The sequence below is a fragment of the Bacillus sp. V5-8f genome, assembly GCF_002863565.1.
In the GTDB taxonomy this organism is placed as follows: Bacteria; Bacillota; Bacilli; order Bacillales; family DSM-1321; genus Peribacillus.
The window spans coordinates 356,403-373,040 of record NZ_PGUW01000005.1 but is presented as its reverse complement, the minus strand read 5'-3'; the positions used below and the strand labels follow the sequence as shown (position 1 = coordinate 373,040).

Below are 16,638 nucleotides of genomic sequence, written 5' to 3'. Positions count from 1 at the left end.
CCGTATTCTATTGATCCTTTATTATATCATGTTGATTGGAAAGGAAACCCTGGCTCACGTACCTATTATAGCCAGCGATTGCCATTGTTGTTTTGTGGATTTTTTCCTTTCCGATTATGTTCTTTTTACATAAAGAAGATTGCAACTGTATAATGAATTCTCACATTGTCGCAAAAAGTTCAAATTTTATGGGCAATAAGGCTTGTGTATTCTTTGTTCTCCCATTAAAATCATTGTTAATATATAGAAATATAGAAAGGAATTGGGATAATGGTACTGGCGGAGTACATACTAATAGAGATAGAGCAAAAGAGGGAAGAAATGATAAACTTGGCACATGCTTCTGGCTTCACTAGCCCAGATACAATAAAGGCAAGTCAGGAACTAGATGAATTGATGAATGCATTTTTATTTGGAAAACACACTTATTCCAAAGTTTGTTAATTAGGAAATTGATACATATAAATTGGAAAAAGAGCTGTCTTGCTTCATGCAGGACAGCATTTTTTATGCACAGGTACGCATCTGTGTAGTTGTGACACTCGAGCCATCGATGTGTTAAGCGGACTCTCTTTTCGGGTATAACAAATTGGGTTTCGTATACCGGAATAATAGTAAAGGAGTCTGTCATGAAGAAATTATCGATTGTATTAATCATATTTATAGTAATCTCTGTAGTTTGGTTTTCTTTTCAATCTCAAGCAAAGAAGAATGATCCGATTATTATGGCGTTGGGTGATTCACTCACGTTCGGCTATGGTGATAAAAACGGGGAAGGATATGTCGATGGTTTGGAAAATGCACTGAATGAACCGAGCAGCAAAGAAAAATTCAGAGTCTGGAACTATGGAATTACTGGTCAGGAAACAGAGGGAGTTTTGAAGCAGCTTTCAGATGCCCGCATCAAAAGCAAGCTTGATAAAGCCGATTATTTCATTGTTTTTATCGGAACAAACGATTTAATCAACAGCAACGGCGGGGACCTAAAGAAAATCAACCATGAAAGGTTAAGTGCCGAAAAGGATGGATATATAAAAAACGTGAAAACTATTTTGGATCAGCTGAAGAAAGGAAATAAAGAGGCTCCAATTTTGGTGCTTGGGCTTTACAATCCTATCCCGGAGGATCGCCAAATCGAAAAACATATCGATGATTGGGACCGAGAGATTCAAGATATTGTTAAAAAGGAAAAGCGAGCCGTTTTCATACCAACCAATGACCTTTTCAAAAATAAAGACAAGAAAACCTACTTTAGTGATGCCCTTCATCCAAACGAAAAAGGATATCAATTGATTACGGAAAGAATATTAGAACGATACCACTTTGAAAGGTAACGTTTTTAAAGAAATAATAATAAAGCCTGGACCCGGGGTGTGATGGGGCCAGGTGTTTTTTTTAGAAAGGGTGCCAGAGAGTATACTTTAATGGTTTGGTATTGTATGTAAAGGTATAATCTTTCAAAAGTTACTATCGAAGTAAAACAAAACACAGGATTTCTGGAAGGGGAATAAAGTGGCCGCAAAGTATATTAGAATGCTGGTAGTGGTGTTGACAGTTATATTGATTTCTGCATGGCTGATCAAAAATTATGTGATACCACCGGATTTAGATAAATTGGAGGTGCCAAAGGGCCTTCATCCGGTCGTGGCAGAAAAAAGGGATGAACTGATCGCTAAAGCAGAAAGAGCGGGGATTCCAATCCTGATTACAGCTGGATTCAGATCGATTGATGAACAGAACGAACTGTACAACCAGGGAAGAACCACATTAGGAAATATCGTAACAAATGCAAAGGGCGGAGAATCCTACCATAATTTTGGTCTGGCCATCGACTTCGCTTTGCTGAACAAAAATGGAGAAGCTATTTGGGATATGGAATACGATGGAAATGGAAATGGAAAGAAGGATTGGGACGAGGTTGTGGCCTTTGCAAAGGAGCTCGGATTTGAATCAGGGGCAGACTGGCAAGGCGAGTTCAAAGATTATCCCCATTTGCAGATGGATTTCGGGCTTACCTTAATGGAACTGCAGCGTGGCAAGAAACCGCCTGGAAGTGAATAGCTCTAAGGTTGCCTTGCTTGGTCATTTTATAATAAATTGGAATAGTGAAGAATTTACAGCCGAAGGAGCCAGAACAACTATGGAAGAAACGAAACATAACAGGGACTCGCTCGTCATTAAAACAAGCATTGTCCTCCCGCCTGATACGAATAATCTTGGTACGATGTTTGGCGGCAAATTAATGGCGTATATCGATGATGTCGCAGCGATTTCCGCGATGCGCCATTCAAGAACGAATTGCGTTACGGCATCAACAGATTCCGTGGATTTTCTTCATCCGATTCAAATAGGAAATTCTGTTTGCCTGGAGGCGTTTGTAACCTATACCGGGCGAACCTCCATGGAGGTTATGGTCAAGGTGATCGCAGAGGGTTTGCTCACTGGGGAAAGAAATGTATGCGCGATATCATTCTTAACATTTGTCGCCATTGATAAAGACGGAAAACCTACACCGGTTCCAAGGCTGGTGCCACAAACAGAAACGGAAAAGAATCTGTTTGAGACCGGCAAACAAAGAGCAGAGATCAGAAAAAAAAGGAGAAAAGATACCGAACAACTTGCGAAGACTTTTGGTGCGGATCTGCCATGGTGAGGAAATTACAGCGGGAGATAATGACAAAGGTGTCCTAAAAAAGGACACCTCCCCAGCTTTAGTCACGGTTGGACAGAATTCCAAAGAACCGTAGGATATTTACAAATAGGTTAATGAAATCAAGGTATAGGCTTAGGGCCATAAGCGGGACTTCTTCTGCACTTACTCCGTACCGCTTCATACGGTTGATATCATATAAAACATATCCGCTGAAAACCAGAATCCCGATGAATGAATACACCAGCATTGCAGTAGAACTTAACGGTGCAAAGACATTGAAGATCCCAATGACAATCAAAGCAAGCAGAGAAGCCAGCAGCATGCCGCGAAGGAATGATAAGTCCCGCTTCGTTGTCCATGCATAAAGCGCCAAGCCGCCAAAAACCGCAGTAGTAGTGACCCCGGCAAGCAGAACAATTTCCGTGCCGGCAGCGGCTGCATAGTGGGAAACGATCGGATATGTGGTGACGCCTGAGATAAAGGTAAAGGTATAAAGGAAGGTGTACCCAATTGCTTTTCTTCTTCTCAGGATAAAAGCACCTATTAGCATAATCAGCTCTAATATTGCCAGGGGCAAAAATAAAGCGGGCGGTACGTACATCCCCGCTGCCATGCCAAGTACCGAAACTGCCAATGATAGGGAAAACGTCCTTAGAACAGAAGGCATATAATTTTGTGCCGTTTGAGAGTACATAAAATCACCTCATTATTATTCATTCTATACTAAACTAATACGTACGAGCAGTGCAAAAGTTTCATCATTTATCTTATCCTTCTACCCTTTAAGGATTATCAATTTGAGTTAGGGTTGGTACGGATTCACTAGTCGTAGCGTGCATATTTGTTTTTTATGTTTCATTTTGTAAAGCATCTCTAGCTTAATATAGGAAAAAAAGGGGTATATAGAGGGTAGAAGCCATTCAAAAAAGGAGGGATATGCCATGAATTTTGCAGATTGGTATGCAAAACGGGAACCCCGTTATAAAGAGTGGAGAAGCCGTTGGAAAAGCAGAGTGAACATGGAGAATACCCTGCTGTATGTTATGCCTGCTATAGTAATGGCCATTGCCCCATTTACCGACATGTTTAGCTAGAAAAAATTATCCAGAAAACAGCCGTTTCTATTCAAGCGGCTTTTTTCATGAATAAAAGATAGAGGTAATAATAAGATTGAGCTTGAGTATCCCTCACCTTTTAACAGGCCAGTAAATGTTTACATTCGTACAAAATAAGGAGGAAATGATGATGTCCTTAATTACTGAAAAAGAAATCGTATCATACATAAAAGATTTAGTTGCCATACCTAGCCCATCCGGATACACCGAGGCTGCCATTTCATATGTAGCCGGCTTTATGGAAGACAAAGGAGTTTCTTACCGGATTACGAATAAAGGGGCACTGCTCGCGTCCATAAAAGGTCAGGACGACAGCAAGCACAGGCTTCTGACGGCACATGTAGATACGCTTGGTGCGATGGTGAAGGAAATTAAGGGGAATGGCCGCCTCCGCTTGACCATGATTGGCGGTTTTAAATGGAATTCTGTCGAAGGGGAATATTGCAAAATCCATTCAGCAGGGAAGGAATTCACAGGCACGATTTTAATCAACCAAACCTCAGTACATGTATACAAAAACGCAGGAGAAGCAAAGCGAGATGAGAATACGATAGAAGTCAGGATAGATGAACCTGTAAAATCAAAACAAGAAACAGAGGCGCTCGGAATTTCAGTTGGTGATTTTGTTTCTTTTGAACCACGGGTGGAGGAAACAGAAAGCGGATTCCTAAAATCCAGGCACCTGGACGATAAAGCAAGTGTAGGAATTTTGCTCCATTTAATGGATTTGATTCAAAAAGGAAGCATCCAATTACGTTATACAACCCATTTTCTGATTTCCAATAATGAAGAAATCGGATACGGTGGCAACTCTAATATCCCAGATCAAACGGTTGAATACTTAGCAGTGGATATGGGTGCTATCGGTGAGGGGCAAGCGACCGATGAATATAGTGTTTCCATCTGTGCCAAGGATTCTTCTGGCCCTTACAACTATAAATTACGGATGCATCTGGTGAATCTTGCAAAGAAAAATAACGTTGATTACCGGGTTGATATTTATCCTTATTATGGTTCCGATGCATCTGCTGCCATTCGCGCTGGACATGATATCGTACACGGCCTTGTAGGTCCTGGGATAGATGCATCTCATGCCTTTGAAAGGACTCATATTTCTTCTTTGAGGCATACTGCAAATTTGCTCTCCTTTTATCTTGAATCGGAGCTTGCCTAAAAAAACGAAAGCCTGCTGTCTACGGAGAGAGCAGGCTTTCCATTCTATTTATTTTTTGGAGGGTCATTTTTTTTAGGATCACGCTGCGCGCTAATATCCTCGTTTCGTTCCTTTTTCTCGTTCTGTTCCACTGAATTGTCTTTATTACGTGTATTGTTATCTGCCATGTGTAGATTCCTCCTTTGCTGCGTATATTCATCCATTCCCGTTTCTACGTGCAAAATAACATTACGGATGTTTTTACTATCATTTTCGAAAAAAGTAACTTTTTTCCTTTATTAGTGGTTATAATGATAGTAAAAAGTGGAGGATCAATATGCTGGAATCACCAATCAAGCTATTTCGAATAATGGGGGTCATTGAGGGCGGATCTCTCCTTGTATTACTCGCTATTGCCATGCCTATGAAATATTTCCTCGATATTCCAATTGCCGTAAGAATTGTTGGCTCTTTACATGGATTGTTTTTTATTCTGTACATTCTAGCCATTGGATACACAGCATTTCGGGTGCGCTGGTTTTGGAAATGGGTGTTCGGGGCAGTGGCTGTTGCATTCATTCCATTTGGAAACTTTGTTCTTGATTCGAAACTTCAGCAAAAACTTAATAAATACTAGGAGCGCCTGCTTTTATTGCGGGCGTTTTTCTTTTTAATGCCTCTGCGCTTCTTCTTTTCGAAACCACGCATAAATTAAAGATAAAACCTTCCAAATTATAGGTATTCTGCTATAAATGATCGTCGAAAATATGAATGTTTCACAAAACAATAATACATAATACCAAGTATGTATTTTGAAATGTAAAAAACAAGTTCGTGGCTGGACTTGTTTTTACAATCTCTTAAGCAAAGGTGAGAAATTCATGAAACCTGGTGAATTATTGATTATAGGCGGGGCGGAAGAGAAATTTCATGGAGGAGAGGTTTTAGAAAAATTTGTTGACCTCGCCGGCCGTGACAACAAGGGGATTGGAATCCTGCCGACCGCTTCGGAAATTCCCGACGAAGTTAGTGCTGACTACATACAAACCTTTAAACAGCTGGGAGTAAAGCGTGTGGAAGTGATTGATGTAGATTCTAGGGAACGCTCAGGGCATCCGGAAATTTTGGAGCTTGTGGAGTCGTTATCTGCTGTTTTTATTTCTGGTGGTGACCAAAGCAGGCTCTCAAAGTTGATTGGTGGTACAAAATTGCACGACAAACTGGCGGATAAGTGGAAAAACGGCATGGTCCTTGCCGGGACAAGTGCCGGAGCGTCCATCATGGCGAAACAAATGATAGTCGCTGCAGACACCAAACTTAATGATGATAAACTAAATGTAGAATTAGGAACCGGATTCGGGTTCTTGGATCATATCCTTATTGACCAGCACTTTTCGCAGCGGGCCAGGTTTGACCGGCTTCTTAGTGCGATTGCGGATAACAAAGAAATTATCGGAATTGGAATTGATGAAAATACAGCGATATTAGTTCAAGATAATAAGTTTGAAGTATATGGAGAACACCAGGTGTTAGTTATCGATGGAAAAAGCAGTGATTATGTCGACATCAAAATTGGCGAAAATGGAAGCGAAGAGCTTACGATTTCAGGGTTTAAGCTGCATGCCCTAACCCGCGGCTACAGTTTTGATCTAGCCCGTCGCCAATTAATTCTCAAAAAGGGGAAAACAGAATGAAAATCAACCGTGTAAGGTATTTGAAGGGACCTAACTATTTTGCACACAAACCGATGATGTTTATCGAAGTGGATATAGAGGATCTCGAGCTTCGGCCGTCAGATACAATACCTGGTTTTACTGAAGCCCTTGTGGAAACTTTACCGGGCCTTAAGAAGCATACCTGTTCCCCTGGATATGAAGGAGGATTTGTTGAACGCCTGACTCGAGGAACCTGGATGGGCCATATTCTGGAACATATGGCCATTGAGCTCCAGCTTTCAGCCGGTATAGATGTTAGGCGCGGAAAGACCATCACGGCCAAAAAGCCCGGCATATATTATGTGACATACGCTTATAAGGAGCCAAAATCCGGGCTTTATTCCTTTGAAGCCGCCATGGAAATTGCCGGACTTCTGTTGAAAGGGGCAACGCATGTTAATTCTCGGCCGTACATCGATAAAGTGGCTGACCTTTATTATAAAAACAAGCTGGGACCGAGTACAGAGGCCATATATGACGCCGCCATTTTATCGAACATCCCGGTGGAAAGAATCGGTGAAGACAGTCTTTTGCGCCTTGGGACAGGATCGCGCCAAAAATTCGTACAGGCTACCATAACTAGCCAGACATCTAGCCTTGGTGTCGAAAATTCATGTGACAAACAGCTAACAAAGGAAATATTACGCTCATGCAGCTTGCCGGTTCCTGAGGGAGAAGTAGTATCAACCATGGAAGAAATCTTTGAAGCAGCGGATAAGCTCGGCTTCCCTCTTGTAATCAAGCCTTTGAATGGCAGGCAGGGGCAGGGTGTCATTACAAATATCAAAACGAAAGAACAACTTTTTAACGTTGCAAACTGTCTTGACGATCATGTGGACAAGTTCATTTTAGAGCGGCATTACGAAGGAAATGACTATCGAATGCTTGTGGTCGATGGGAAGCTTATAGCCGCTAGTCTCCGTGTACCTCCTTTTGTAATCGGCAATGGGCAGGCTACAATCCGTGAATTGATCAATGAGGAAAATAAAAATCCGCTTCGCGGGGATGGACATGAAAAAGCAATGTCAAAGATTCCGCTAAACCATACCGTTTCCTGCTATTTGGAAAAGCTGGATTTAACACTCGACTCCATTCCGGACAAGGGGAAAATCATCCAGGTTGTTGGAAATGCCAATTTATCGACGGGCGGCAAGGCGATTGACGTGACGGACCAGGTACATCCAACGATAAGAAAAATAGCGGTGACCGCCGCAAAAGCAATTGGTCTGGATATTGCTGGCATCGATTTTATCTGTAAAGACATTTCCAGTCCATTTAGTAAACAAGAAATGGCGATCATCGAAATCAATGCCGCCCCAGGAATCAGAATGCATCACTATCCAAGTGAAGGGATAAGCCGTAATGTAGGCCAGGCAATAGTGGACTATCTTTTTAAAAGGCGTGAAGATGCCGCCATTCCCATAATAGCCGTCACTGGCACTAACGGGAAAACAACCACAACCCGACTTGTGAATTATTTCCTGGAAAAAGAAGGCGTTACGGTTGGCATGACAAACTCCGATGGTGTATTTCTGGATAGTGTCGCCATTGAGGATGGGGACTGCAGCGGACCGATCAGCGCCAGGAAGATCCTTGTGAACCCAACAGTAGATTATGCGGTGCTGGAAACAGCAAGGGGCGGAATAGTTCGGGAAGGGCTTGCATTCCGCCATTGTGATGTAGGGATCGTTACGAATGTTGCTGAAGATCATCTAGGACTTGATGGAATCGAAACATTTGAACAGCTTGTAAAACTAAAACGCTTGATTCCGGAGGTCGTAATTGAAACTGGGTATTGCGTTCTGAATGCGGATGATGAACATGTGGCAAAAATGGCGCAATACACAAAGGGAGAAGTCATTTATACTTCGCTCAATCAAAATAACCCATACATCCGCAAAGCAATCTTTGAAAGAAAGAAAGCGTGGTATATCGACCAGTCGGGCTGGATTATCTACGCATCAAATGGTGTTTTACAGCCTGTCCATCCGTGCCAGTATATTCCGATTACCATTGGCGGCGCGGCAAAACACAATATTGCCAATCTGCTGCAAGCGATGGCAGCAGCCCATACTCAAGGGGTACCATTGGACGAATTAATAAAAAAAGCCCTTGCGTTCATACCTGATGTTGCTCTTTCAAAAGGAAGATTCAACAGAAGAGACATGAAAGGCCGGACGCTTATTGTAGATTACGCCCACAATGTATCAGGGATGGAGGCGATTTATGATACCGTAAGCAGCTTCGCTAAAAAACGAATCATTACTGTATTAGCCGGGCCTGGAGACAGAAAAAATGAGGACATTATCAAAATGGCTTATTTAGCTGCTGACCATACCGACTTGTTAATAATCAAAGAAGATGACGATTTGCGAGACAGGCAGCAGTATGAACTGGCACATCTGATTCAACAGGCGGCGATAGAAAGAAATTTGAGAAAAGAACAAACGTTTATCATACTAAACGAGCTAGATGCCTTTAAAAAAGCATGGGAGCTTTCTAAGCCCGGAGATCTTCTGTTGTTCTTCTATACAGACTTTAATTATGTAAAGAAGTTTTTTGAATTAGCAGGTACGCACCAACTTCAATAAGGATATTTGAGCCGTTTGACACTATGACAGACGGCCCTCTGAAAACCCGTCGGTTCGGCGGGTTTTTCACTTTGAAAGAATATGTATCCGGGATTTACAGGAGTCAAGCACTGAAATGTCCTTCATCAGGGGGGTTGAAGGACACAAGGCGGGAACTAATTAAATTAGATGGGGTTTCAAAATGAAAAACCAACAGAAATTCCCAGGTTGTGGGAAACACATCAATTTCTTAATGATAATCGGTATTTTTGGGCAAACGAAAGATATAACATAGACGCATGATAACAAAGGGTGTTGCTCATGAAATTATCGAAACTTGTAGGTGCCGCTAAGGAACTTGCTGTGCAGATTCCCCCCATTGTAGATGTAAATGTAACCGGGATCGAAATGAACTCGAAAAAAATAGAACAGGGTTATCTATTTATTGCCATTCCGGGTTTTATGCATGATGGGCATGATTTTATCGAGGATGCGATACAAAGAGGTGCTGCAGCCATCATAGGAGAGAAGGCTGTAAATCTATCAGTCCCTTATATTCAGGTGACCGATAGCAGAACGGCGGCAGCCAGGCTTGCAAGCGCATTTTATGGATTTCCAGCTAGAAAGCATAAGCTGATAGGCATAACTGGAACAAATGGAAAAACAACGACCTCCTATATGTTGCGGCATATCTTAAGTGAAGCAGGATATTCCTGTTCCTTGCTTGGAACGGTAGCCTATATCATTAACGGCGAACATAAAAAGTCCTCTCATACAACTCCGGATCCTATAAAATTGCAAAAGCTCCTGGCAGATAGCAAAGACGAATTTGTCATTATGGAAGTCTCCTCTCATGCACTGGACCAAGCAAGGATTGAAGGAATTGAATTTGACGTGGGCATCTTCACGAACTTAAGACATGATCATCTAGATTATCATCATACAATGGAAAATTATTTTAGAACCAAGGCTAGCATGTTCATGAAACACTTAAAAAAGGATGGGCACGCGGTGGTCAATCAGCTGGATGAATGGGGGGTTAGGCTATCGAATCTTTTAGAAATGGAGCAAAGAAAAATTTTTACTGTTGGAAAATCGGTTTATAATCATATTCAACTTGGCTGTATTCATATCTCTGAAAAAAGCTCCATTCAGCTTTATCACAGTAATAAAAAATATACTCTAAATCTATCTTTCCCTGGCTTACACAACGGTTATAATGCAGCACTGGCCTATGCGGCTGCAAAGACGATCGGAATTGGCGATGAAACAATTATTCAAGCGCTTGAATCCTTCAAGGGGGTACCAGGACGCTTTGAAGTATATTCACATCCAGCCGGGGCCACCTTTGTCGTTGATTACGCGCATACTCAGGACGCAGTTGAATATTGCCTTAAATCGGCTAAACAGCTAGGTGCAAAGCACATCTCCCATATCTATGGCTTTCGAGGTGGGCGAGATCCTTCAAAGAGAAAGCATATAGTAGAAGCATCCGCAGGCATGAGCGACAGTTTCATTTTAACTTTTGATGATTTGAATGGGATTAATGGAGATGTAATGATAAACGAATTGGAACAGTTGGCCGCCCATTATGGCATGGGAAAAGGAAAGGTTATATCGGACAGAACCGTTGCCATTTCAGAAGCCTGGCAAAATGCGAAAGCCGGGGAGTGGGTATTTATAACCGGCAAAGGGCCTGAACGGTATAAAGAAATGTTTTCTATTCCCGCTCGTTCAGATCAGGAGATGATAGAAACACTTCTAATGGATCAGAGTTTTTCTTTACAGGATGCGACGGCAGATTTCCAATAATCATTGTAAAAAATTTCAAAACAAACAACAAGTTGCAGATTATTATGTTTGAATCCATCCAAATCCGGGCATTGAATACACATACTACCGAAAGGAGTGAAGTATGATGGAAACAAACAATTCTGCTAATCAAGGCAAAGTCAGCGAACAAATGCAATCTATGGGTGAAGGGCAAAAGGATGAGATTCTTTCAAGCTTTGAAACGTTTAAAAGTTATTTAGGTGAAAAAGTGGCTAAAGGCGAAAAAATGGGAATGGATGAGGAACAGCTTGCAAAAACTGCACAAAAAGTTGCAGATTATCTTGCTGCTCACGAAGAGCCACGAAATCGTGAAGAGAAGCTGTTACAGGAATTATGGAAAGTGGGTAATGAACAAGAACAGCATAAGCTGGCTCATATGCTTGTCAGAATGGTTCAATAAAAAAGGAAGCTTGCCGGTAGGCAGGCTTTTTTTATGGGATTTTGACAAATGGCGTATCACAGAAATACAATCTTAATTGAAGGAATTGTGACACGCACACATGGTCTTTTGCCTACATATCAATAAAAAGAATTTACTTTATGAGGAGAATGCATATGTTTGGATATGGACCATGGTACCCGCAAATTCCTTGGAATGGTGTAGAACAAGAACAGGAGACAATCTCCCGGCAGATGGGGGAAGATGATGTGTTTGGTGGCGTTGAGCCTCCCAGGCCGCTTCAATACGGAGGCCAATACGGCGTTTCACCCGGAGGCCAATACGGTGTTCCATCCGCGGGCCAATATGGCAGTCCATACGGAGGGCAATATGGAGGTCCATCCGGAGGCCAATATAGTGTTCCCCCCGGAAGCCAATATGGCAGCCCATATGGAGGCCAATACGGCGTTTCACCCGGAGGCCAATATGACAGCCCATATGGAGGCCAATATGGCGGTGCACCCGGAGGCCAATACGGCAGTCCATCCGGAGGTCAATATGACAGCCCATATGGAGGCCAATACAGCGGTGCACCCGGAGGTCAATATGGCACTCCATCCGGAGGCCAGTCTGATGGTCCACCGACATCCCCGCCTCCGTCGTATGTGCCACAAATGCCGCAAACCGGACTTTACGCAGTAGATCCTGGATCTATAAGAAGGTGTTTGTACCGATTCACTTATGTTTGGCTTAGAAACGGACGGTCATTCTGGTTCTATCCAACCTATATAGGCCGGACTTCTGTTGCCGGCTATCGTTGGAGACGAAATCAGAACAGATGGGTATATACTGGAATCGACACTGGTGAAATTCGTAGCTTCCAATGCTCATAATTTCAAATAGCAAAGTTGCTACAAAGGTAATGACTAAGGTAGCAAAGAGGAAAACTTACACCCCTGCAGGAGCATGTAAAAAGGGAGTATACTAAACTCTACACCCTGCTAGTCAACCTCTTTTCGCTCGTTCTTTTTCGTAAAAAGGTCGGGGTAATCCGTGGTTACGCCATCCAGTTTCATCATTTCGAACCGATCGATTTTCTTTTCATTGTTAACCGTCCATGTAAAAGCTTTCATTCCGTATGAATGGATCTTTTTCTTCCGTTTCAAAGTCATCATCGTTTGTTTCAAATTAATAAAGGATGCAAACGAGGACAGCTCACTAAGCTTTTTATGAGAAACCCCTAGTGGACGCTTTATCAGAACACCGGAGGGAAGAGAAGGAAGCAGAGCATGAAATCTTTTGACTGAATCAATGTCGAATGACTGAATCATGAGCAAATGGCTGCTTCCCACATGCAAATTATGATTCATGATTTCCATTGCAAGCTTTCTTTCAATTCCTGGATAAAATGCAGGATGTTTCAGCTCAATTAATATGCCTGCATGCGGCAGTATGATTTCCAGCAATTCTTCAAATACTGGGATTTTTTCACCTTTAAAATGGGGGTGAAACCAGCTTCCGGCATCTAATTCCCTCAGTTCGCAAAGATCATAGTCGCGTACATTGCCGCTCCCGTTCGTTGTACGTTCAAGTGTTGGGTCATGAATCACGACGAGCTTTCCATCCTTACTTAACTGGACATCAATTTCTATGAAATCAACACCGAGATCCATTGCCTTTTTAAAAGCAGCCATTGTATTTTCAGGACAATAGCCCGCCGCACCACGGTGGGCTATTTTTAGTGGGGAAAACGCCTGCTTATTCCCTCCTAATAGTCTTGTTGCATCTCTTCTTTTTCCCAGAATAAGTACGGCTAGAATGAAAAGGATGCAGAGCGAAAATAAGAAAACAAGCTTCATACTAGATTCTCCTGTCATGTTGGGTGTAAATAATCAGGAATTATTTTTCCCGCGATGCTACTTTCCTTTCCATTCCCGGTATATAAAGAGTGAAAGGAGGTGAGGCGCACATGGCCAGTCAAATGGTATATGCAAGTACATTAAGGGTTACTTTCGAAACGGGTGTAAATGAAAAGGGCGAACCACAATTAAAAAGAAAACTTTTTTCAAACATTAAAACTGATGCGACGGCTGAGGAGCTATTGAAAACTGCCCAATCGCTTACCAATCTGCAAAAACATACCCTAACCGAAATAGCACGTCAGGACACGGCAACTATTTCTGCTTAATTTTAACAAAATAACACAGAGGAGGTGAATCAAATGGCAAAGACTTTGGAGTTGATTTTTGTAACGGAGGAAGGCAAAACGGCATCCATCTCTATTGAGGATCCAATCGAACCTATTAATATCAATGTCGTAAAGCAGTCAATGGATACCATTCTTGCAGCGAACGTCTTTACGTCCCCGTCCGGTGATTTCGTCGGCAAAAAGGGTGCACGCGTTGTTGAAAGAAATGTCAATGAATATGAGTTGATATAACATACCAGCTGGATTCAGAGATAGGCCGATTAGTCAGCGGGCTATCTCTGGATAAGCAATAAAACTTGTGAGGAAATGCCAATTAATTTGTCCGGAATGACAATTAATTTGTCCGGAATGCCAATTAATTTGTCCGGAACGCCAATCAATTTGTCCGCAGGCAGGTGAATAAAAATGGATCAACTTCTGCCCTTTATCGGTGATGTTGGGTTTCCCATTGTTGTCACTCTATATTTGCTTCATAGAATCGAAGCAAAGCTGGATGTGCTCAATGAAACGCTGGTCAACCTACCAAACCGCTTAAGGGATGAACTCCAGAATAAATATGGGTGAATACTGTAGTCTTTTTCGAGTAGAGGCAATATGAATCCGCTTTGATTCATATTGCTTTTTAATTTTTGACAGACGGCGAAGGGTCTAGCGTTCCCTTTTGAAGCCATGTTGATGACGAGAGGGTATATTCACGGTACCAGGTTCAGAGGAAAGGATTGATGGATATACGTCATTGCAGGATGATGATTGCAAAAAGCTGCTTGCGGTTAAGAATATTGGTGAATGAACTCAAAGTAAAAGACCAAACCTCCTATTGGAGGTTTAGCCTTTTTTTATTACGTTAAACAATGATAATGGTAACATCGATATTATCGCGTGTCGCTTTAGAATATGGACAGACCTTGTGGGCTTCCCTGGCCAGCCGCTCTGCTTCTTCTTTGCTTATCTCAGGAATCGATACATCAAGCCTGACAGCAAGTTTGAAGCCGCCATCCGCTTCATCCTTGCCAATTGTCACATTTGCCGTGACCTCGGTGTTATCTGCCTTGACCTTTTCTCTGCGGATTACTAACTGTAAGGCGCTATCATAACAGGCTGCATATCCTGCAGCAAAAAGCTGTTCCGGATTCGTCGCCTTTTCTCCAGAGCCACCGAGCTCTTTTGGCATCCGTACGTCAAAATTGATAATGCCATCTTCTGACTGTACATGGCCTTCCCTTCCGCCGGTAGCTTTTACGGCAGTTGTATATAAAGGTTTCATATAAAACAACTCCTTCTCATTTATACATTATTGTAATTCCCGAATATGGAGCCGGTAAACTAGTAAAAAGGCGAGTCACGTTACAATGTCTGGTGCATTTCTTCTGACAATAAATAAAAAGGATGCTGCAAAAGAAGCAGCATCCTTCGAATAATTATTATTATAACTTCACAACGTTTTTAGCTTGAGGTCCGCGGTCGCCTTCTTCAATTTCGAATTCAACTTCTTGGCCTTCATCAAGAGATTTGAATCCTTCTCCCTGAATAGCGGAGAAATGTACGAAAACATCATTTCCTCCTGGAACTTCGATAAATCCAAAACCTTTTTCACCGTTGAACCATTTAACTCTGCCTGTTACTGTCATTCAATGAATCCTCCTAATATAAAAACAAAAATTAATATGTCAATTACATATTTCCCAACCTGGAAATAATAATTCACACATTATCAAGTACCCAGGGTTTATATTCACGAGGATCCCTTTGATCCTTGATAATATGTGAATTAAAAGGGTAAATTAGGAAATCCTGCTAGCTTAAATTATAAACTATCAATTTTAATTTCACAAGAAAATTAGGGTCTGCACCAGCTTTTTTTGCCAACGGAACAAAGGAAGTAGACAAGATATTTATTGTTTTTGCATGGATTAACATAAAGCAAAAAATGACTATATTTCTTTTTCCCGTTCTCGACCCAATTTAAACCTAATTTTTTAAAAAAGGGAAAAATAGTGCGGAGGTTTATGAATACCGGCCTACGGATAGACTTGCGAATAAAGGAGGTTTTCCCAATGAAAAATATTATTTTCCCTTCCATCCTTTTCGGTATCCTTCTGTTGGGAGGCTGTTCATTTGGACCTAACCACAATGACCAAGCAGAGCGGGGTAACGCATCTGAAGATATCGAAACAATGAAACCATCACATACACCAGAAGGAGATAACGATGGACAAAGTACGGGCATCCTTGACGGAGTACAGAAGGTGTTGTTGACCATTAAGGAAACTGAGCAAATGATGGAACGTAGCGCTCAAACAAAAACTGTAAATGAATTCGGAAGCCGATTGGAAGAAGAATGGGATACGATTGAAAAAACAGTTGAGAAAAGGTTTCCAGAAGATTACATAAGTATTGAAAAGAGTTTGTATCCTCTGATTGCAGAAATGAAAAAGACAACGCCGGACCTAGCCAAGGTCAAGAATTTCAGTGAACAAACAAAGGCCAAACTTGAGCAGTTTAAAGGGAAAGTTGAAAAATAAGCACTGGCTTGCAATCCGGATCATTCCTTAATAGTTTCCATCCCGATTAATTGGGTAAAGAGTAACAAGAAAGGAATGATGCAAAGTGATGAAAAATATGTTGAAGAGACTTCTTGTTGCTGCTGTACCGTTGGTCATCAATGAAGCCAGAAAGTATATGAAAAACAAAAAACGGATGAAAAACATCCAGAAGATGAATATGGTAAAATAAAAGGCGCTCACCGGAGCGCCTTTTATTTTTGAGGAAATGGTGACGAGGCTTGAGAAAATCATGCCGGCTTATAGTCATCAGCAAGCCTGTATGATATATTTCTTTATGTGCGAAAAAGCAACTCTTTGCATTTTATATAAATAAAGCTCCATCTGGAATTTAGGATGTACTGTAATAGAACAATAAGGAAAGGTAGAAATTGCTAATGTAAAAAAATATTGCGAGTACCGATCCAGATTCATTAAATAAATCGAATTGAGCGATCTTAAATAAAGGAA

22 protein-coding genes are annotated in these 16,638 nt (G+C 41.7%); 17 read left to right on the top strand and 5 right to left on the bottom strand.

Annotated features, from left to right (window positions below; genetic code table 11):
- Nucleotides 1-270 precede the first annotated feature (270 nt).
- The 4 genes from CUU64_RS09450 to CUU64_RS09435 all read left to right on the top strand — a co-directional run bounded on the left by CUU64_RS09450 (nucleotide 271) and on the right by CUU64_RS09435 (nucleotide 2,653).
- The gene (locus CUU64_RS09450; protein ID WP_101633340.1) at nucleotides 271-444 is read left to right on the top strand and encodes an aspartyl-phosphate phosphatase Spo0E family protein; all 174 of its coding nucleotides are present in this window, start codon (nucleotides 271-273) and stop codon (nucleotides 442-444) included.
- A 185-nt stretch (nucleotides 445-629) separates the two neighbouring features.
- The gene (locus tag CUU64_RS09445) at nucleotides 630-1,334 is read left to right on the top strand and encodes a DUF459 domain-containing protein (protein ID WP_101633338.1); all 705 of its coding nucleotides are present in this window, start codon (nucleotides 630-632) and stop codon (nucleotides 1,332-1,334) included.
- A 178-nt stretch (nucleotides 1,335-1,512) separates the two neighbouring features.
- Complete coding sequence (locus tag CUU64_RS09440; protein ID WP_308302349.1) at nucleotides 1,513-2,061, top strand: M15 family metallopeptidase; 549 nt, start codon at nucleotides 1,513-1,515, stop codon at nucleotides 2,059-2,061.
- 79 nt (nucleotides 2,062-2,140) lie between these two features.
- Nucleotides 2,141-2,653, top strand: a complete 513-nt coding sequence (locus CUU64_RS09435; protein ID WP_101633483.1) for an acyl-CoA thioesterase — start codon at nucleotides 2,141-2,143, stop codon at nucleotides 2,651-2,653.
- Nucleotides 2,654-2,711: 58 nt separating this feature from the next.
- On the opposite strand, the gene CUU64_RS09430 is transcribed toward CUU64_RS09435, so the two are convergent.
- A complete protein-coding gene (locus CUU64_RS09430; protein WP_101633336.1) occupies nucleotides 2,712-3,347 on the bottom strand; it encodes a Bax inhibitor-1/YccA family protein in 636 nt (211 codons plus the stop codon).
- A 247-nt stretch (nucleotides 3,348-3,594) separates the two neighbouring features.
- Here CUU64_RS09430 and CUU64_RS21940 point away from each other — a divergent pair, with 247 nt between their 5' ends.
- Both CUU64_RS21940 and CUU64_RS09425 read left to right on the top strand, forming a co-directional pair.
- Nucleotides 3,595-3,747 (top strand): hypothetical protein, encoded by a 153-nt coding sequence (locus CUU64_RS21940; RefSeq protein ID WP_180954526.1) that lies wholly within the window; start codon nucleotides 3,595-3,597, stop codon nucleotides 3,745-3,747.
- 151 nt (nucleotides 3,748-3,898) lie between these two features.
- Nucleotides 3,899-4,942 (top strand): M42 family metallopeptidase, encoded by a 1,044-nt coding sequence (locus CUU64_RS09425; RefSeq protein ID WP_101633334.1) that lies wholly within the window; start codon nucleotides 3,899-3,901, stop codon nucleotides 4,940-4,942.
- A 44-nt stretch (nucleotides 4,943-4,986) separates the two neighbouring features.
- On the opposite strand, the gene CUU64_RS09420 is transcribed toward CUU64_RS09425, so the two are convergent.
- Nucleotides 4,987-5,109 (bottom strand): 3-methyladenine DNA glycosylase, encoded by a 123-nt coding sequence (locus CUU64_RS09420; protein ID WP_101633333.1) that lies wholly within the window; start codon nucleotides 5,107-5,109, stop codon nucleotides 4,987-4,989.
- Between the two features lie 149 nt (nucleotides 5,110-5,258).
- Here CUU64_RS09420 and CUU64_RS09415 point away from each other — a divergent pair, with 149 nt between their 5' ends.
- From CUU64_RS09415 to CUU64_RS21935, 6 genes are all read left to right on the top strand, one after another.
- Complete coding sequence (locus CUU64_RS09415; protein ID WP_101633332.1) at nucleotides 5,259-5,558, top strand: DUF3817 domain-containing protein; 300 nt, start codon at nucleotides 5,259-5,261, stop codon at nucleotides 5,556-5,558.
- 244 nt (nucleotides 5,559-5,802) lie between these two features.
- A complete protein-coding gene (locus tag CUU64_RS09410) occupies nucleotides 5,803-6,615 on the top strand; it encodes a cyanophycinase (protein ID WP_101633330.1) in 813 nt (270 codons plus the stop codon).
- Nucleotides 6,612-9,227 (top strand): cyanophycin synthetase, encoded by a 2,616-nt coding sequence (gene cphA, locus CUU64_RS09405; RefSeq protein ID WP_101633328.1) that lies wholly within the window; start codon nucleotides 6,612-6,614, stop codon nucleotides 9,225-9,227. The genes CUU64_RS09410 and cphA overlap by 4 nt, the downstream gene beginning before the upstream one ends.
- Before the next feature lie 300 nt (nucleotides 9,228-9,527).
- Complete coding sequence (locus CUU64_RS09400) at nucleotides 9,528-11,018, top strand: UDP-N-acetylmuramoyl-L-alanyl-D-glutamate--2,6-diaminopimelate ligase (protein ID WP_101633327.1); 1,491 nt, start codon at nucleotides 9,528-9,530, stop codon at nucleotides 11,016-11,018.
- A gap of 106 nt (nucleotides 11,019-11,124) precedes the next feature.
- Complete coding sequence (locus CUU64_RS09395) at nucleotides 11,125-11,439, top strand: DUF3243 domain-containing protein (RefSeq protein ID WP_101633326.1); 315 nt, start codon at nucleotides 11,125-11,127, stop codon at nucleotides 11,437-11,439.
- 155 nt (nucleotides 11,440-11,594) lie between these two features.
- Complete coding sequence (locus CUU64_RS21935; protein WP_180954525.1) at nucleotides 11,595-12,311, top strand: hypothetical protein; 717 nt, start codon at nucleotides 11,595-11,597, stop codon at nucleotides 12,309-12,311.
- A 108-nt stretch (nucleotides 12,312-12,419) separates the two neighbouring features.
- Here the strand turns inward: CUU64_RS21935 and CUU64_RS09385 are convergent, their stop codons facing one another.
- Complete coding sequence (locus CUU64_RS09385; protein ID WP_180954524.1) at nucleotides 12,420-13,277, bottom strand: glycerophosphodiester phosphodiesterase; 858 nt, start codon at nucleotides 13,275-13,277, stop codon at nucleotides 12,420-12,422.
- A 110-nt stretch (nucleotides 13,278-13,387) separates the two neighbouring features.
- Here CUU64_RS09385 and CUU64_RS09380 point away from each other — a divergent pair, with 110 nt between their 5' ends.
- From CUU64_RS09380 to CUU64_RS09370, 3 genes are all read left to right on the top strand, one after another.
- A complete protein-coding gene (locus CUU64_RS09380; protein ID WP_101633322.1) occupies nucleotides 13,388-13,606 on the top strand; it encodes a DUF1659 domain-containing protein in 219 nt (72 codons plus the stop codon).
- 33 nt (nucleotides 13,607-13,639) lie between these two features.
- Nucleotides 13,640-13,858 (top strand): DUF2922 domain-containing protein, encoded by a 219-nt coding sequence (locus tag CUU64_RS09375; RefSeq protein ID WP_101633319.1) that lies wholly within the window; start codon nucleotides 13,640-13,642, stop codon nucleotides 13,856-13,858.
- 174 nt (nucleotides 13,859-14,032) lie between these two features.
- Entirely contained in the window at nucleotides 14,033-14,191 is a 159-nt protein-coding gene (locus CUU64_RS09370; RefSeq protein ID WP_101633317.1) for a YvrJ family protein, read from the top strand.
- Nucleotides 14,192-14,471: 280 nt separating this feature from the next.
- Here the strand turns inward: CUU64_RS09370 and CUU64_RS09365 are convergent, their stop codons facing one another.
- On the bottom strand, nucleotides 14,472-14,891 hold the full coding sequence (locus tag CUU64_RS09365; protein WP_101633314.1) for an organic hydroperoxide resistance protein: 420 nt from the start codon (nucleotides 14,889-14,891) through the stop codon (nucleotides 14,472-14,474).
- Between the two features lie 160 nt (nucleotides 14,892-15,051).
- Complete coding sequence (locus CUU64_RS09360) at nucleotides 15,052-15,255, bottom strand: cold-shock protein (RefSeq protein ID WP_101633312.1); 204 nt, start codon at nucleotides 15,253-15,255, stop codon at nucleotides 15,052-15,054.
- A gap of 426 nt (nucleotides 15,256-15,681) precedes the next feature.
- Here CUU64_RS09360 and CUU64_RS09355 point away from each other — a divergent pair, with 426 nt between their 5' ends.
- Both CUU64_RS09355 and CUU64_RS22530 read left to right on the top strand, forming a co-directional pair.
- Complete coding sequence (locus tag CUU64_RS09355; protein ID WP_101633308.1) at nucleotides 15,682-16,149, top strand: hypothetical protein; 468 nt, start codon at nucleotides 15,682-15,684, stop codon at nucleotides 16,147-16,149.
- 85 nt (nucleotides 16,150-16,234) lie between these two features.
- Complete coding sequence (locus CUU64_RS22530) at nucleotides 16,235-16,360, top strand: hypothetical protein (protein WP_257985470.1); 126 nt, start codon at nucleotides 16,235-16,237, stop codon at nucleotides 16,358-16,360.
- The last annotated feature ends 278 nt before the right edge of the window (nucleotides 16,361-16,638 follow it).

What these genes read in the sequence shown, in the direction of transcription:
- CUU64_RS09425 (WP_101633334.1), top strand. Translation starts at nt 3,899, where the DNA reads ATGTCCTTAATTACTGAAAAAGAAATCGTATCATACATAAAAGATTTA.
- CUU64_RS09430 (WP_101633336.1), bottom strand. Translation starts at nt 3,347, where the DNA reads ATGTACTCTCAAACGGCACAAAATTATATGCCTTCTGTTCTAAGGACG.
- CUU64_RS09420 (WP_101633333.1), bottom strand. Translation starts at nt 5,109, where the DNA reads ATGGCAGATAACAATACACGTAATAAAGACAATTCAGTGGAACAGAAC.
- CUU64_RS09370 (WP_101633317.1), top strand. Translation starts at nt 14,033, where the DNA reads ATGGATCAACTTCTGCCCTTTATCGGTGATGTTGGGTTTCCCATTGTT.
- CUU64_RS09360 (WP_101633312.1), bottom strand. Translation starts at nt 15,255, where the DNA reads ATGACAGTAACAGGCAGAGTTAAATGGTTCAACGGTGAAAAAGGTTTT.
- CUU64_RS09365 (WP_101633314.1), bottom strand. Translation starts at nt 14,891, where the DNA reads ATGAAACCTTTATATACAACTGCCGTAAAAGCTACCGGCGGAAGGGAA.
- CUU64_RS09400 (WP_101633327.1), top strand. Translation starts at nt 9,528, where the DNA reads ATGAAATTATCGAAACTTGTAGGTGCCGCTAAGGAACTTGCTGTGCAG.
- CUU64_RS09375 (WP_101633319.1), top strand. Translation starts at nt 13,640, where the DNA reads ATGGCAAAGACTTTGGAGTTGATTTTTGTAACGGAGGAAGGCAAAACG.
- CUU64_RS09380 (WP_101633322.1), top strand. Translation starts at nt 13,388, where the DNA reads ATGGCCAGTCAAATGGTATATGCAAGTACATTAAGGGTTACTTTCGAA.
- cphA (WP_101633328.1), top strand. Translation starts at nt 6,612, where the DNA reads ATGAAAATCAACCGTGTAAGGTATTTGAAGGGACCTAACTATTTTGCA.
- CUU64_RS09450 (WP_101633340.1), top strand. Translation starts at nt 271, where the DNA reads ATGGTACTGGCGGAGTACATACTAATAGAGATAGAGCAAAAGAGGGAA.
- CUU64_RS09355 (WP_101633308.1), top strand. Translation starts at nt 15,682, where the DNA reads ATGAAAAATATTATTTTCCCTTCCATCCTTTTCGGTATCCTTCTGTTG.
- CUU64_RS09415 (WP_101633332.1), top strand. Translation starts at nt 5,259, where the DNA reads ATGCTGGAATCACCAATCAAGCTATTTCGAATAATGGGGGTCATTGAG.
- CUU64_RS09435 (WP_101633483.1), top strand. Translation starts at nt 2,141, where the DNA reads ATGGAAGAAACGAAACATAACAGGGACTCGCTCGTCATTAAAACAAGC.
- CUU64_RS21935 (WP_180954525.1), top strand. Translation starts at nt 11,595, where the DNA reads ATGTTTGGATATGGACCATGGTACCCGCAAATTCCTTGGAATGGTGTA.
- CUU64_RS21940 (WP_180954526.1), top strand. Translation starts at nt 3,595, where the DNA reads ATGAATTTTGCAGATTGGTATGCAAAACGGGAACCCCGTTATAAAGAG.
- CUU64_RS09395 (WP_101633326.1), top strand. Translation starts at nt 11,125, where the DNA reads ATGGAAACAAACAATTCTGCTAATCAAGGCAAAGTCAGCGAACAAATG.
- CUU64_RS09410 (WP_101633330.1), top strand. Translation starts at nt 5,803, where the DNA reads ATGAAACCTGGTGAATTATTGATTATAGGCGGGGCGGAAGAGAAATTT.
- CUU64_RS09385 (WP_180954524.1), bottom strand. Translation starts at nt 13,277, where the DNA reads ATGAAGCTTGTTTTCTTATTTTCGCTCTGCATCCTTTTCATTCTAGCC.
- CUU64_RS09445 (WP_101633338.1), top strand. Translation starts at nt 630, where the DNA reads ATGAAGAAATTATCGATTGTATTAATCATATTTATAGTAATCTCTGTA.